The organism is Bartonella sp. TT29SHDZB (assembly GCF_042193395.1).
Taxonomy (GTDB): Bacteria; Pseudomonadota; Alphaproteobacteria; order Rhizobiales; family Rhizobiaceae; genus Bartonella.
Map to the genome: position 1 here is coordinate 41,627 of NZ_JBHILQ010000005.1, position 15,394 is coordinate 57,020.

Below are 15,394 nucleotides of genomic sequence, written 5' to 3' on the forward strand. Positions count from 1 at the left end.
CTTTTCTCTTTTATTCATATAAATTTGCATTGACTATTTGCTGTAGAATTAGCAAATGGTGACGACTTTAGTAAGCAATTGATTAAATCGTTGGTTTTCTTTTTTGAAGGAGTTCCTATGCCGCATGAAGATTATCTTTTTACGAGCGAATCGGTATCGGAAGGACATCCTGATAAAATTTGTGATCGTATTTCTGATGAAATCGTTGATATGATCTATAAAGAAGCTGAAAAGACTGGTACTGATCCATGGTTAGTACGCGTTGCCTGTGAAACTCTCGTTAGTGTCAACCGTGTTGTTATCGCTGGTGAAGTACGTGTTCCTGATACGCTATTAAAAAAAGATAAAAATAAAGAATTCATCTATGATGAAACTAGCTTTCCACTCATTAATCCTACACGTTTTCGTACAGCAGCGCGCCGTGCTATTCGTACCATTGGCTATGAACAAGCAGGATTCCATTGGAAAACTGTTAAAATTGATGTTCTTTTGCGCCCTCAATCAGCTGATATAGCAAGAGGGGTTGATAATGCTACGGATCGGCATGGTGAAGAAGGAGCAGGTGATCAAGGCATCATGTTTGGATATGCTTGCCGTGAAACACCTGATCTCATGCCTGCGCCAATTTATTATGCGCATAAAATTCTCAAACTTCTTGCCGCAGCCCGTCATAAAGGAGAGGGAGAAACTGGAAAATTAGGACCAGATGCTAAAAGCCAAATAACCATACGCTATAAAAATGGAAAACCGATAGAGGTCACATCCATTGTTCTTTCAACGCAGCACCTTGATGAAAGTTGGGATTCCAATAAAGTACGTACAGTGGTTGAACCTTACATTCGCCAAGCTTTACATGACATTCCCATCGCAGCTCAATGTAGGTGGTATATTAACCCAACAGGAAAATTTGTCATTGGAGGCCCTCAAAGCGATGCCGGATTAACAGGACGCAAAATTATTGTGGATACTTACGGAGGTGCTGCACCCCATGGAGGCGGTGCTTTTTCAGGAAAAGATACAACAAAAGTTGATCGTTCTGCTGCCTATGCGGCACGCTATCTGGCTAAGAATATTGTTGCTGCTCATTTAGCAGAGAGATGCACCATTCAACTCTCCTATGCAATTGGTATTGCACAACCTTTATCTATTTATCTTAATCTTCATGGAACAGGAAAAGTCGATGAAAAAGTTATTGAAGAAGCCATCCGCAAAATAATGGACCTTTCACCTACCGGCATTCGAAAACATCTTGACCTCAATAAACCTATTTATGCGAAAACAGCTGCCTATGGTCACTTTGGCCGTAAACCAAAACACGATGGTTCGTTTTCATGGGAAAAAACTGATCTCGTGAAAACGCTTCAAACAATGATCCAAATCCCATGATTAAACATAATATACGCAAGAGTGAAGCATTTTTTGGACGCCGACAAGGAAAACAACTTCGAAACAGTCAGCTTACACGTATAAAAATGCTTCTCCCCAAATTTAATATTGATTTAAATGTTCCTCCTCCCCCAAACCTTACATCCTTATTTTCAAGCAAAGTAAGAGAAATTCGACTTGAAATCGGCTTTGGTGGAGGTGAACATTTACTTCATGAAATGGAATATTTTCCAAAAACCGGTTTTATCGGCGTCGAGCCCTTCATCAATGGCATGGCAAAAATATTGTTGTCTCTTGAACAGTATCAAAACCATCAAAATCGTCTTCGCCTCTATAATGATGATGCGACACGCCTCCTTGATTGGCTCCCTGATAACTCGCTTGATGGAATAGACCTCTTCTATCCTGATCCTTGGCCGAAAAAGAAACACTGGAAACGACGCTTCATCAACATAAAAAATCTTAACCGTTTTGCTCGTGTTCTTAAAATAGGGAAATTTTTTCGCTTTGCTAGCGATATCGACAGTTATGTAAACTGGACTTTGTACCATTGCGCACAACATGATCACTTTGAATGGAAAGCAGAAAGCCCTCAAGACTGGAAACTCCCTTATCCACTATGGAGTGGGACCCGCTATGAAGCAAAAGCTTTACGCGAAGGACGAACGCCTGCCTATCTTATCTTTATCAAGAAATAAATGATCAAGCGCTTTTCTCATAAACAACTTGAAAAATTTTGAATTTAAGAGTATCAATAGTTAAATTCTTGGTCTTATGATGAAGAGTGGGCCGTTGGACCCGCTCTTTTTTAATATCATAAAACTGATGAAATAACTTGGATAAAATGTATGAACGAAGCTGAAAAAATAAGCAATCTTGACGAACCGCGCTTGTTTGAAGAAGATGGTATCGAAGCACAGGTTGCTGCTCTTGTCATACCACTACTTAAACCTTTAGGTTTTCGTTTGGTTCGTGTGAAACTTCTTGGTCAAAATGGTTTAACACTTCAAATTATGGTTGAACGAGCTGATGGTTCTATGACCATAGAAGATTGTGAAACTGTTAGTCGAACTGTTTCCCCACTCCTTGATGTGCAAAATGTTATTGAACGCAAATATCATTTAGAAATCTCATCACCTGGAATTGATCGTCCATTGGTAAGAAAATCTGATTTTTTTCATTGGCAAGGGCATCTTGCAAAAATTGAAACTAAAATAACAATTGATGGGCGCCGAAAATTTCGTGGGACACTTACGAATATCACGCAAGATGGATTTATTTTAAACACTGACAAAGCAGCTTATGGAGAAGCCATGTACACCCCTATTTCCTTTTGTGATATCATAAATGCGCATTTAGTGCTTACCGATGAGCTTATTCGTGATGCATTGAAACAAAATAAAAATTTAAGTCAACAATTCATTGCCGAAGAGAACGCTAACGACTCTATATAGACGCTCAATTTCAAAAAATAATATCACTGGGAAATACCCATCGTGTGACACAAAGAAGGAGAAAATTGATGGCTACAAGCGCTAACAGGCTTGAGATTCTGCAAATTGCAGATGCTGTTGCACGTGAAAAGTCGATCGACCGTGAAATTGTCATTTCTGCGATGGCTGACGCTATTCAGAAAGCAGCACGTTCTCGTTATGGTCAAGAGACCAATATCCGTGCTGAAATCAATTCCAAAACAGGTGAAATTAAATTACAACGCTTGCTTAAAATTGTTGATGTCGTTGAAGACTATACAACGGAAATTACTTTGTCCGATGCACTCAAACGTCAAGCAGAAGCAAAAATTGGTGATTTTTTTGCTGATCTTTTACCTCCTATGGATTTTGGACGTATCGCAGCGCAATCTGCTAAACAGGTTATTGTACAAAAAGTACGTGATGCAGAGCGTGATCAGCAATATGAAGAATTCAAAAATAAAGTTGGTGAAATTATTTCTGGTACAGTTAAGCGTGTGGAATATGGTAACGTCATCGTTGATCTAGGGCGCGGTGAAGCTATTGTGCGCCGTGATGAATTAATTCCTCGTGAATCATTCCGCTATGGAGATCGTATTCGTGCTTTCGTCAATGATGTACACCGTGAAACGCGTGGACCACAAATTTTCCTTTCACGCACACATCCCCAATTTATGGTAAAACTTTTCACTATGGAAGTGCCAGAAATTTATGATGGTATTATAGAAATCAAATCTGTTGCTCGTGATCCAGGTTCACGGGCTAAAATCGCCGTTGTTTCACGCGATGGTTCCATTGATCCTGTTGGAGCATGCGTTGGAATGCGAGGAAGCCGCGTACAAGCTGTTGTTGCTGAATTACAAGGCGAAAAAATTGATATTATTCCTTGGTCGCCTGATGCGGCAACATTTGTCGTTAATGCACTCCAACCTGCTGAAGTTTCTAAAATCATCCTTGATGAAGATGCTGAGCGGATTGAAGTTATTGTACCAGATGATCAACTTAGCCTTGCTATTGGACGACGTGGGCAAAATGTCCGCTTGGCTTCGCAACTAACAGGATGGAACATTGATATTTTAACGGAAAAGGAAGAATCTGAAAATCGTCAAAAAGAATTTACTGAACGCAGTAAATTGTTTATGGAAGCCTTAGAGGTTGACGAAATGATCGGACAGGTTATGGCATCAGAGGGTTTTTCTTCTATTGAAGAAATCGCCTATATTGATCTTGAAGAAATCGCTTCTATTGATGGTTTTGACAATGATACCGCCGCTGAAATCCAAAGTCGTGCCCGCGAATATCTTGATCATCAAGAAAAAGAACTTGATGAAAAACGCAAAAAACTCGGAGTTTCTGACGAATTACGAACACTTCCCGGAATGACAAGTGCTATGTTGGTTGCTGTTGGTGAGGATGGTGTAAAAACAATAGAAGACTTTGCTGGCTATGCCGTTGATGATTTAGCTGGTTGGAGAGAACGTAAAGAAGGTCAAACACAGAATTTTTCTGGTATTCTGACCCCTTTTGACATTACACGCGCTGATGCAGAAGCTATGGTTTTAGCCGCACGTGTACAAGCAGGCTGGATAGACCAAGCTGATCTTGTTACAGAAAATCCTGTAGAAAATGAAAATTCTACAGAAAATGAAAAAACAGATGATTTGGATGTGGATACACTTTAAATGAATGAACGGACTTGCATTGTGACCCGAAAAAATGCTTCAGCACAAACGCTGATCCGTTTTGTTATTGGTCCCAATAACCAAATTGTTCCTGATCTTAAAGCGAATTTACCAGGGCGTGGCGTTTGGATTTCTGCCCATCACGCTGTTATTGAGAAAGCAATTGAACAAAAAGCTTTTCATAGAAATTTTAAAACAGATGTTGAGGTTGCACCAAATCTTGTGCATGTTGTTGATACGCTTTTACTAAAAGCCGCTCTTTCAAGCCTTTCCATGGCACGAAAAGCGGGAGCAATTGTTATGGGAGCAACAAAGGTTGACGCTGCTATCCGCTCTGGTAAAGTTATTCTTGTACTTCATGCTAAAGAAACAACAGAAAATGGGAAACAAAAAATTGCACAGGCCATCCATTCAATACAACAACAAACAAATCAGACTATAAAAACCATATCTTTATTTACAAGTGATGAAATGCGCGTGGCTTTTGGCTCTAATCCTGTAATGCACGCCGCTTTATTGGACACAAAAGCTGCTGAAGGATTTCTCAAAGCGACATGTAAATTGATCAGCTATCGTGACGACAAGCATAGTAAGTCTAGTGAGATGACGGCACAAGCCGTGAAGGAAGTACAATGAGTGAAAATAACAACGACAAAACAACCGTCAAGAAGACACTAACTCTCAAGAGGTCTGTCTTGGAAACGAGCACGGTCAAACAAAATTTTAGTCATGGCCGTACGAAGGCTGTCGTTGTCGAAACCAAACGGCGTAAAATTACGCGACCTGATGAAAAAACTGAAACCCTACAGCCCATTACAAAGCCGCATGTGGCCCCCCAGCGTTCTAAACCGCGTTTTGAGGGAAAAAAGCCTCAAGAATCTGTGGCCAAAAGCAATCTTTCATCAACTGAAATGGAAGCAAGACTTCGCGCATTAGAAGAAGCACATATCCAAGAAAGAATAACGCGAGAACAAGCCGAAGAAGAAGCAAGACGCGCTAAAGAGCGTGAAGAAATTTTACAGCAAGAAATTAAAGAAAAAGAAATACATCTCCAACAAGAAGAAGAAATATCGCTAGTACAGACTCCACCTGTTCCCCCTCTCATTGAACAGACAGATATTCCTATTGCGCCTAAAAATACAACCGTGGTTGAAAAACGCAAAATAGATGACAATAAAGAGGAAGAACGGCATAGTCGACGTGCTAATCCTGCTAAATCAGAAATACGTGTACCAAAAGTTGTCAAAGGAGCTGATGAGCGGCGACGCGGAAAACTAACTCTGAATAGTGCACTGGATGAAGAAGGAAGCGCACGTGGGCGCTCAATGGCTGCAATGCGGCGTAGACAGGAAAAGTTTAAGCGTGCACAAAATCAAGAACCAAGAGAAAAAATTTCTCGCGAAGTTGTTCTTCCTGAAACGATTACCATTCAAGAGCTCGCACAACGTATGACTGAGCGTTCTGTTGATGTGATTAAATTCTTGATGAAACAAGGACAAATGATGAAACCTGGCGATGTTATTGATGCAGATGTTGCCGAACTCATCGCTGTTGAATTTGGACATACTGTTAAACGTGTTTTAGAATCTGATGTAGAAGAAGGTATCTTTAATATAACAGATAATCCTCAAAACATGCAGCAGCGTCCCCCTGTTGTGACCATTATGGGCCATGTTGACCACGGGAAAACTTCTCTTTTAGATGCTATTCGCAAAGCAAATGTTGTTTCTGGCGAAGCAGGAGGTATTACGCAGCATATTGGTGCCTATCAAGTAGAACAAAACGGTCAAAAAATTACCTTTATTGATACACCAGGGCATGCTGCATTTACGGCTATGCGTGCACGTGGAGCTCGTGTTACTGATATTGCTGTTCTCGTTGTAGCCGCTGATGATAGTGTTATGCCTCAAACGATTGAATCAATCAATCATGCGAAGGCCGCTGGTGTACCTATCATTGTTGCTATCAACAAAATTGATAAACCAGCTGCAAATGCACAAAAAGTACGTACAGAACTTCTACAACATGAAGTGTTTGTTGAAACTATGGGCGGAGAAACTTTGGACGTTGAAGTTTCTGCTAAAACTGGTCAAAATCTTGATAAACTTCTCGAAGCTATCCTTCTTCAGGCTGAAATGCTTGATCTGAAAGCAGATCCTCAACGAACTGCAGAGGGCGTTATCATTGAAGCCAAATTGGATCGCGGACGCGGATCTGTTGCAACAGTTCTTGTTCAAAAAGGTACATTACACCCTTCTGATATTATAGTTGCCGGAAATGAATGGGGGCGTGTGCGTGCTTTGATTGACGACCATGGCCGCCATGTCAAAGAAGCCGTTCCCTCTACACCAATTGAAATTTTAGGCATGCAAGGTACACCACAAGCTGGAGACCGTTTTGCTGTTGTCACACATGAAGCAAAAGCACGTGAAATTTCTGAATATCGTCAACGATTAGCACGTGATAAAGCTGTTGCACGGCAAACTGGTTCACGTGGTTCTCTTGAACAGATGATGACAAAATTGCAAACGACTGGTGTTAAGGAATTTTCTCTTATTATAAAAGGGGATGTACAAGGATCAATTGAAGCAATCGCTTCAGCATTAGAAAAACTCGGAAATGACGAGGTTCGTGCGCGTATTGTACATTCTGGTGCTGGAGGAATTACCGAAAGTGATATTTCCCTTGCGGAAGCTTCTAACTCTGCTGTAATTGGCTTTAATGTTCGAGCCAATAAGCAAGCACGTGATTTTGCTAAAACACAAGGAATTGAAATTCGTTATTACAACATCATTTATGATCTTGTTGACGATATCAAGGCTGCTATGTCTGGATTACTCTCACCAGAACAGCGTGAAACTTTCCTTGGTAATGCTGAAATTCTAGAAGTCTTTAACATTACAAAAATTGGAAAAGTTGCAGGATGTCGTGTTACAGAAGGTAAAATAGAACGAGGAGCCGGTGTTCGCCTTATCCGCGATAATATCGTTATTCACGAAGGAAAGCTGAAAACACTCAAACGCTTTAAGGATGAAGTCAATGAAGTGCAAAGTGGTCAAGAATGTGGAATAGCCTTTGAAAATTATGAAGACATGCGCGCAGGAGACATCATTGAGACCTTCCGTATCGAACATATTAACCGCACATTATAAAATAATCCAATAACTTTCCTCATTTCACGACAGAGTTAAAGTGATTGGATTTTATAAACAATGTCTCTTTTTTCCTTATCTTGATGATTAAAAAAGAGATCTTGTAGCAGGGATAAAACTTTGATGAAAAATGCAGGGCCATCACAACGACAACTTAGAGTAGCAGAGCAAGTACGTCACGCAGTAGCGCATATACTACAGCGTGGTATTTTACTTGATGATGTCTTGAAAGATATTGTTATTTCTGTCTCTGAAGTACGCATGTCACCAGATTTAAAAATTGCTACTTGCTTTGTATCACCTCTCAGTACTCTTAAAAATGCTTCTCATACCGATGTTGTTGATACCCTCAATAAACATAGTCGTTTTCTCCGTGGAGAAATCAGTCATGCGTTGCGACAAATGAAATATATGCCAGAACTGCGTTTCCGACTTGATAATAGCTTTGATAATTTTTCAAAAATTGATGCCCTCCTTCGCTCGCCTGAGGTTGCACGCGATCTTCACCATAGTGATACAGATGAGGATTAAAGATATGGCGCGGCAACACAAGAAAAAAGGGCGTCCTGTTTCTGGCTGGGTCATATTTGATAAACCAAAAGGAATGAAATCAACAGAAGCTGTCTCACAAATCAAATGGCTCTTCCATGCTCAAAAGGCAGGACATGCGGGTACACTTGATCCTCTTGCTTCTGGTCTCCTTCCCATTGCATTGGGCGAAGCAACCAAAACCGTCCCTTACGTGATGCAAGGCAAAAAAACTTACCGTTTTCATATTGCTTGGGGGCAAGAGCGCTCAACAGATGATCTAGAAGGAGAAATAACGAAAACTTCTCTCAATCGTCCAACACAAGAAGAAATACTTGCTCTTCTTCCTCAATATACAGGTGTTATTTTACAAACACCTCCACAATTTTCAGCAATCAAAATTGCCGGAAATCGTGCCTATGATTTAGCGCGTGAAGGAGAAGTTGTTGAAATTCCGCCCCGTGAAGTGGAAATAGAAACTTTCAAGTTATTAGAAATGCCTACCAAAGAGCATTCTGTCTTTGAAATAACCTGCGGAAAAGGAACTTATGTGCGCTCTTTAGCACGCGATATGGGACGTGATCTCGGTTGCTATGGGCATATTGCTGATTTAAGACGTATTGCCGTTGCACCTTTTGATGAAGAAGATCTCATTACATGGGAGGAACTAAAAGCGGCCATTCCGCCAAATAAAAACACTACAGATGAGAATAATCGTTCTTTTGAAAAAAACTTCTCAACACTCGATGGGCTCTTAATTGACACAAGCGCCGCATTGGATTGCCTCCCTCACTATATCCTTAATGAAACTCAAGCACAGAGAATTATAAATGGTCATTCTATCCTCTTGAATCATCATAAAATACCTCTTGATGAAGAGGAAGTTTGTGTCCTCTATAAGGAACAACTTCTTGCTATTGGCATTCTCGACAAAAGTCTATTTAAACCAAAGCGGATTTTCTCAATTTAATCGATTCTTTTCCACAACCACCTTTTGCGGAAAGATATTTTTCTCTATCAATTAAGAAAAATATGGTGCTTTTCATTGTCTATATTTACCGTATTCATATCAAAATTTAAGTCAGTGCTATAAGCTAACACCACCACACACTTTTTCCTCTTAATGTCGCAACAATCCTTGCATTTAAAGGATTCATAAGAGGCTTTTTATTTCTTTTTCAATCGTTTTTTACTCATACTTTAGTCCTCGTTTATAATGTACAAGCAAAGATGTAGACTGATTTACTCTAAACAGATTTGAAATGAGAAAAGCTTAAGATTTTTAAGACTATCACTCAACATGAAAAATGACAAATAACCATTATAAATCAATTAATTAACTATTAAAACAGCAATTTTTTATGATTATGCTAACAAATTAATCGAAATAACATTAACATAATTTAATATTTACAAAAACTGTTTTAACCTTAAGGGAGATGATCAGAGGAAACTTTTAAAAGCATCTCATTGGCTTGCGGTATTGTTTGGCGTTCAATCATGCGGTGCACTCTTATACCGTTAGGAGCACAATTTAAATGGCGCAGACGCTTATTGACTTCGGCATCCGCTTTTGTACGACGATGATTATGGCGTAAATAATCTACCCATGTTGGCATATGATAAGCCTCTGTCCAATATTCAGGTCTTTCAAGATCTCGTAAAAGGACCCATTGACGCGCACCATCACGTAATCGAATATGGCGTCGACGCGTCATCACTTTGAGAAACTCTTCAAGATCATTTTCATGAATTTTATAATCGATCATTATCATGATCGGGCCACTTCTTGCTTTGAGGTCAAGTAATAATTCCGGTTCTCTAAAATGATCAAGAGGATTTAAATCTATCTGAGGAATTTCTTGAATGCTAAATTTTACCCCCGCAAGAGCGCCAAAAATCAAGAATAGAGAACAAACGCTCAAAGCAATTGTTGGAGAATAACCATCAGCTAAACCTCCCCAGATTGCACTTCCAATAGCCATCCCCCCGGCAGATGCCGTTTGATAAAGAGCTAAAGAACGTGCAACAACCCAGCGTGGTGTAGAGAGTTGTACAGATGTATTAAACAATGATAAGGCCAAAACCCAACATAACCCTGCAGGAAATAAAGCAATATGGCTTATAATCAGTGAACGACTGATTCCCAATAAAAAGCAAGAAAAGGCGAAACCAATAAATGCACTTGCAATAATTGTTTCTGAACGAAAATGATGCCGTACAACTGCATTAATAATACCTGCGGTCATGGCTCCTAACCCAAAACAACCGAGCAATGTACCATAAAGAAGGGCACTTCCTCCAAGAACTTTATGTGCAACAATTGGCAAAAGTGCTAAAATAGAAGTTGCTCCTATACCGAAAAGGAACGCTCGAACCATAATACTTAAGAGATTAGGTGACATCGCAACATAACGCAAACCATCTGAGATAGCTCCTAACAGCCTTTCTCGTGGCAATGAGTTGTTTTCATAATTCGACTTCCAGAAAAATAACGCACCAATAAGAGGAATATAGCTTATAGCACTAAACAAAAAAGCAGCAGATGCCCCTAAAGTTGCAATGATGGCACCACCAATAGCAGGACCAACACTCCGCATCAAATTAAAGCCAACACTATTCAAACTAACAGCAGCAGGAATATTTTCCCTGCTCACAATATCTCCTATCGTTGCTTGCCAAGAAGGATTATAAAAAGCTGTGCCACATCCAATCAAAAACGTAAAACATAACAAAAGCCAAGGTGTTAGAAATCCCATATAGGCTAAAACAGATAAACTCATGGATATGACCATCATCATAATCTGTACACACAACATAATTTGACGCCGATTAAAATTATCAGCTAATGCCCCTGCCATCAAAGAAAACATAACAAGTGGTAATGTTGTGGCACTTTGAACTAGCCCAACCATGGAATGCGAAGAACTAATCAACGCCATTAACCACCCTGCTCCAACAGCCTGTATCAGCCCCCCTAAATTAGAAATAAGAGTAGATGACCATAAATTTCGAAATACCGAATTACGAAAAAGTTTTAATGTTGAAATGCTCTGCATCTTTTCCCTCCAAATCGGTATTTATCACTTTTGTTACCACTCACACACACTCATAATCTTTGTATCAAAAGGATGCATAATTGTTTAAACACTTCTCATAAAACTCTATTTAAATCAATATTTCAAAACAAAAGCTTTTATTTAAAGAAAGACTTCAAAATGCTGTCAAGGACTAGTATTTTAACCTTCTTTCCTATATAAGAACGAAATTAGGTAAGAGTCTTCGACTTTTCCTGTTTTCTCACAGACCCTTGCTGAACGACATCTCGGCTATGGGTGACTTTATGTTTCTTCGTTTTTGGAAAGGATAATACGATGTCGATTACAGCTGAACGTAAACAAGCTCTTGTCGCAGAATACGCAAACAAAGTTGGTGATACAGGATCACCAGAAGTACAGATTGCTGTACTTTCTGAACGTATTTCTAATTTAACAAACCACTTTAAATCTCACAAAAAAGATAATCATTCTCGTCGTGGTCTTTTGAAGATGGTGTCTCAACGCCGGCGCCTTCTTGATTATCTTAAAGGAGTTGATCAAAATCGTTATCAGACACTTATAAAGAAGTTAGGTTTACGTCGCTAAAAGAAAAATGGAGGTGGTATTAAAAAAACCACCCATTTTTTCAATGTGTTGCCTTTAATTAAAAATTTTAAAAACTGATAAGTTATTATGGGATAGGACTGCTCATCGTTTCACATTTAATACGATTTACTTCTCTCTTCGTCGTAACAAAGGAAGTAATTTGTTGTTCACCCCAGAATTTGCAAATATGCTATGCACAACCAGAATGTAAGCAATCAAAGATTTAAACACTGGTCATTAAGGATAAAAAATGTTCAAAACGCACAAGATAGAAATTGAATGGGCTGGGCGTCCTCTCACCCTTGAGACAGGGAAAATAGCGCGTCAAGCTGATGGTGCAGTGATTGCTACCTATGGAGAAACTATTGTCTTAGCAACCGTTGTATCGGCCAAAAGCCCAAAACCAGACCAGGACTTTTTTCCACTCACTGTTAATTATCAAGAAAAATCCTATGCTGTTGGTCGAATACCTGGAGGCTATTTAAAACGTGAAAGCAGGCCAAGTGAAAATGAAACTTTGGTTTCACGTTTGATTGATCGCCCGATTCGTCCCCTTTTCGTTGAGGGATATAAAAATGATACACAAGTTATTGTTTCCGTTATACAGCATGATCTCGAAAACAATCCCGATATCCTTGCGATGATTGCATCTTCTGCCGCATTGACCCTGTCAGGTGTTCCTTTCATGGGTCCTATAGCTGGTGCACGCGTTGGCTATTGTAATGGACAATATGTTCTTAATCCTCATATCGATGAAATGCCCGAATCAAAACTTGATCTTGTTGTTGCTGGAACAGAAAGTGCTGTTTTGATGGTTGAATCAGAAGCACAAGAATTACCAGAAGATATCATGTTGGGGGCCGTGATGTTTGGTCACAAAGGCCTTCAACCTGTCCTTGATGCCATTATAAAGCTTGCTGAAGTTGCTGCAAAAGATCCTCGTGATTTTGTTCCTGAAGATCTTTCTGAACTTGAAAAAGCGATGCAGAAAATGGCAGAAAAAGATATACGAAAGGCTTACACAATTACTGATAAGCAAGAACGTTATGCTGCAATTGATGCACTAAAAACAGAAATCATCAATAAATTTATGCCAGAAACAGAAGAAGACTGTCAATTCAGTACAGATCAGATTGCAACGGTATTTAAACAATTGCAAGCAAAAATTGTTCGCGGGAACATTCTTGATACACAAAAGCGTATTGATGGACGCGATCTTTCTACCGTGCGCCCTATCCAATCAGAAGTAAGTATTTTACCCCGTACACATGGATCAGCACTCTTTACTCGCGGAGAAACGCAAGCTATTGTCGTTGCAACACTGGGAACTGGCGAAGATGAACAATATGTTGATGCCTTAACGGGTATGTATAAGGAAACGTTCCTTCTCCATTACAATTTTCCACCATTTTCAGTGGGTGAAACAGGACGCCTTGGTTCTCCTGGTCGTCGTGAAATTGGACATGGCAAATTGGCATGGAGGGCAATTCACCCCATGTTGCCAAATAAAGAATCTTTTCCTTATACCATTCGTGCTGTCTCAGAAATCACTGAATCCAATGGATCTTCTTCTATGGCAACGGTTTGTGGAACCTCACTTGCTCTCATGGATGCTGGTGTTCCTCTCGCACGCCCTGTTGCTGGTATTGCTATGGGTTTGATTAAAGAAGGAGAACGCTTTGCTGTTCTTTCTGATATTTTAGGGGATGAAGATCATCTTGGAGATATGGATTTTAAAGTCGCAGGAACAGAAAATGGTATTACTGCCTTGCAAATGGATATCAAAATTGATGGTATTACCGAAGAGATTATGAAAATCGCGCTTGAACAAGCCAAAGGTGGCCGAATCCATATCCTTAATGAAATGGCGAAAGCTTTAACCAGTGCACGTGCTGAGCTGAGTGAATTTTCTCCGCGAATCGAAGTTATGAATATTTCTGTCGATAAAATCCGTGATGTTATCGGCTCTGGTGGTAAAGTTATTCGGGAAATCGTGGAACAAACGGGAGCAAAAATTAATATTGATGATGATGGTACCATTAAAATTGCTTCTGCTGATGCTAAAACCATTGAAGCAGCAAAACGTTGGATCCATTCTATTGTTGATGAACCTGAAGTTGGTGCTATCTACCAAGGAACAGTTGTAAAAACTGCAGAATTTGGTGCATTTATAAACTTCTTTGGTTCTCGTGATGGGCTTGTTCATATCTCTCAACTTGCATCAGAACGCGTTGCCAAAACAACCGATATTATTAAAGAAGGTGATAAGGTTTGGGTTAAATTAATGGGCTTTGATGAGCGTGGAAAAGTTCGGTTATCAATGAAGGTCGTTGATCAAACAACCGGAAAGGAAATCACCGGTGATAAAGCGATGAATGAAGAAAAGTGCGTGGATGAAAAAAAACAACCTGAAAATAAGCGCCGTCGTAAGAAACAAGAAGAGTAAATTTTTTCTCTTATCGTATCATGAAATGCCATCCCAATATTGGAGTGGCATTTTTCTTTGAAAGAGCCCTATGTGTTATTATTTTTGCCTTTTGAAAATCATGAACTCCCGTATCCTGACCCAAACCAGTGTTGGCTAAGTTTTGGTTTAACAGAAATCCCAGCTCCAGAATGGGCACAAAATTTAAAAGTTATTACGCCTTGGCGACCAGATTTTTTAAAATTTGTCGATACTCAATTTCATTGCTCTCCTCAAATAGATAAAACCTTCAGCTATGATGGTGCATTTTTACATTTGAGCAAATATCGTGGTTTGAACCAAAATTGTTTTCTTGATTTATTAGAGTGCGTTAAACCCAATGGATGGATTGTAATCAGTGGGAATAAAACTGCTGGCGCTGCTTCAATGATGAAATGGGTCAAAACAATTGTTCCCATCACCAATAAATTATCTAAAAATCATGGTCTGGTATTTTGGTTACAAGTTCCTCCACAAATTGAGAGACATAACATTGCGCAATTGCGCTCACCACCGCTCACTTTTGGTAAATTTCAAACCGCTTCTGGTATGTTCTCACACGGTCGCATTGATCCAGGATCTGCTGCCCTTGCTTCTTATATACCCAAAGTTATTTCTGGAAAAACAGCTGATTTTGGTGCTGGCTGGGGCTTTCTTTCTCACGTTGCACTTGAAAGCAATGTAAAACTTACGTCCCTTGATCTTTATGAAGCAGACTACAACGCTTTGAGAGCAGCAAAATGGCACCTTAAATCCATAACAGCTCCTTTTCCAATTCATTTTTATTGGCATGACCTGGTGCATGAGCCTGTCACAAATCTGTATGATACAATTATTTCAAATCCACCGTTTCACACACAACAAACAACAGATGTTTCATTAGGAAAAAATTTTATTATAAATGCTGCAAAGTGCTTAAAACCAAGCGGCAGTCTGCTTTTTGTTGCAAACCGCCACCTGCCTTATGAAACATTATTAAAAAATATTTTCCGCACAGTGTTGATACATGAACAAGCCCATGGTTTCAAAATTATCGAAGCGCGCAGATAAACAAAACAAGCAATAA

At 39.6% G+C, this 15,394-nt stretch carries 12 protein-coding genes; 11 read left to right on the forward strand and 1 reads right to left on the reverse strand.

Annotated elements, in window-relative coordinates:
- Positions 1-117: 117 nt before the first annotated feature.
- The 8 genes from metK (at position 118) to truB (ending at position 9,190) form a co-directional block, all read left to right on the forward strand.
- On the forward strand, positions 118-1,386 hold the full coding sequence (gene metK / locus ACFIJJ_RS03985; protein ID WP_375623043.1) for a methionine adenosyltransferase: 1,269 nt from the start codon (positions 118-120) through the stop codon (positions 1,384-1,386).
- The gene (locus tag ACFIJJ_RS03990; protein ID WP_375645985.1) at positions 1,383-2,084 is read left to right on the forward strand and encodes a tRNA (guanine(46)-N(7))-methyltransferase TrmB; all 702 of its coding nucleotides are present in this window, start codon (positions 1,383-1,385) and stop codon (positions 2,082-2,084) included. Before metK ends, ACFIJJ_RS03990 begins: the two co-directional genes overlap by 4 nt.
- 150 nt (positions 2,085-2,234) lie before the next feature.
- The gene (gene rimP, locus ACFIJJ_RS03995; RefSeq protein ID WP_375645987.1) at positions 2,235-2,840 is read left to right on the forward strand and encodes a ribosome maturation factor RimP; all 606 of its coding nucleotides are present in this window, start codon (positions 2,235-2,237) and stop codon (positions 2,838-2,840) included.
- Between the two features lie 68 nt (positions 2,841-2,908).
- Complete coding sequence (gene nusA, locus ACFIJJ_RS04000) at positions 2,909-4,540, forward strand: transcription termination factor NusA (protein WP_375645988.1); 1,632 nt, start codon at positions 2,909-2,911, stop codon at positions 4,538-4,540.
- A complete protein-coding gene (locus ACFIJJ_RS04005; RefSeq protein WP_375623035.1) occupies positions 4,541-5,176 on the forward strand; it encodes an RNA-binding protein in 636 nt (211 codons plus the stop codon).
- On the forward strand, positions 5,173-7,692 hold the full coding sequence (infB, locus tag ACFIJJ_RS04010; RefSeq protein WP_375623033.1) for a translation initiation factor IF-2: 2,520 nt from the start codon (positions 5,173-5,175) through the stop codon (positions 7,690-7,692). Before ACFIJJ_RS04005 ends, infB begins: the two co-directional genes overlap by 4 nt.
- A 123-nt stretch (positions 7,693-7,815) precedes the next feature.
- Complete coding sequence (rbfA, locus tag ACFIJJ_RS04015) at positions 7,816-8,223, forward strand: 30S ribosome-binding factor RbfA (protein ID WP_375623031.1); 408 nt, start codon at positions 7,816-7,818, stop codon at positions 8,221-8,223.
- Between the two features lie 4 nt (positions 8,224-8,227).
- Positions 8,228-9,190, forward strand: a complete 963-nt coding sequence (gene truB, locus ACFIJJ_RS04020) for a tRNA pseudouridine(55) synthase TruB (protein WP_375623029.1) — start codon at positions 8,228-8,230, stop codon at positions 9,188-9,190.
- 460 nt (positions 9,191-9,650) lie between these two features.
- Here the strand turns inward: truB and ACFIJJ_RS04025 are convergent, their stop codons facing one another.
- On the reverse strand, positions 9,651-11,279 hold the full coding sequence (locus ACFIJJ_RS04025; protein WP_375645989.1) for an MFS transporter: 1,629 nt from the start codon (positions 11,277-11,279) through the stop codon (positions 9,651-9,653).
- 315 nt (positions 11,280-11,594) lie between these two features.
- On the opposite strand from ACFIJJ_RS04025, the gene rpsO reads away from it, so the two are divergent.
- From rpsO to ACFIJJ_RS04040, 3 genes are all read left to right on the forward strand, one after another.
- Positions 11,595-11,864 carry a 30S ribosomal protein S15 gene (gene rpsO / locus ACFIJJ_RS04030; RefSeq protein ID WP_005774142.1) on the forward strand — a complete coding sequence of 90 codons (270 nt, stop codon included), beginning with the start codon at positions 11,595-11,597 and terminating at the stop codon, positions 11,862-11,864.
- A 250-nt stretch (positions 11,865-12,114) separates the two neighbouring features.
- Entirely contained in the window at positions 12,115-14,310 is a 2,196-nt protein-coding gene (gene pnp, locus ACFIJJ_RS04035; protein ID WP_375645992.1) for a polyribonucleotide nucleotidyltransferase, read from the forward strand.
- A 72-nt stretch (positions 14,311-14,382) separates the two neighbouring features.
- A complete protein-coding gene (locus tag ACFIJJ_RS04040; protein ID WP_375623023.1) occupies positions 14,383-15,378 on the forward strand; it encodes a class I SAM-dependent methyltransferase in 996 nt (331 codons plus the stop codon).
- Positions 15,379-15,394 lie beyond the last annotated feature (16 nt).

What these genes read in the sequence shown, in the direction of transcription:
- metK (WP_375623043.1), top strand. Translation starts at nt 118, where the DNA reads ATGCCGCATGAAGATTATCTTTTTACGAGCGAATCGGTATCGGAAGGA.
- ACFIJJ_RS03990 (WP_375645985.1), top strand. Translation starts at nt 1,383, where the DNA reads ATGATTAAACATAATATACGCAAGAGTGAAGCATTTTTTGGACGCCGA.
- rimP (WP_375645987.1), top strand. Translation starts at nt 2,235, where the DNA reads ATGAACGAAGCTGAAAAAATAAGCAATCTTGACGAACCGCGCTTGTTT.
- nusA (WP_375645988.1), top strand. Translation starts at nt 2,909, where the DNA reads ATGGCTACAAGCGCTAACAGGCTTGAGATTCTGCAAATTGCAGATGCT.
- ACFIJJ_RS04005 (WP_375623035.1), top strand. Translation starts at nt 4,541, where the DNA reads ATGAATGAACGGACTTGCATTGTGACCCGAAAAAATGCTTCAGCACAA.
- infB (WP_375623033.1), top strand. Translation starts at nt 5,173, where the DNA reads ATGAGTGAAAATAACAACGACAAAACAACCGTCAAGAAGACACTAACT.
- rbfA (WP_375623031.1), top strand. Translation starts at nt 7,816, where the DNA reads ATGAAAAATGCAGGGCCATCACAACGACAACTTAGAGTAGCAGAGCAA.
- truB (WP_375623029.1), top strand. Translation starts at nt 8,228, where the DNA reads ATGGCGCGGCAACACAAGAAAAAAGGGCGTCCTGTTTCTGGCTGGGTC.
- ACFIJJ_RS04025 (WP_375645989.1), bottom strand. Translation starts at nt 11,279, where the DNA reads ATGCAGAGCATTTCAACATTAAAACTTTTTCGTAATTCGGTATTTCGA.
- rpsO (WP_005774142.1), top strand. Translation starts at nt 11,595, where the DNA reads ATGTCGATTACAGCTGAACGTAAACAAGCTCTTGTCGCAGAATACGCA.
- pnp (WP_375645992.1), top strand. Translation starts at nt 12,115, where the DNA reads ATGTTCAAAACGCACAAGATAGAAATTGAATGGGCTGGGCGTCCTCTC.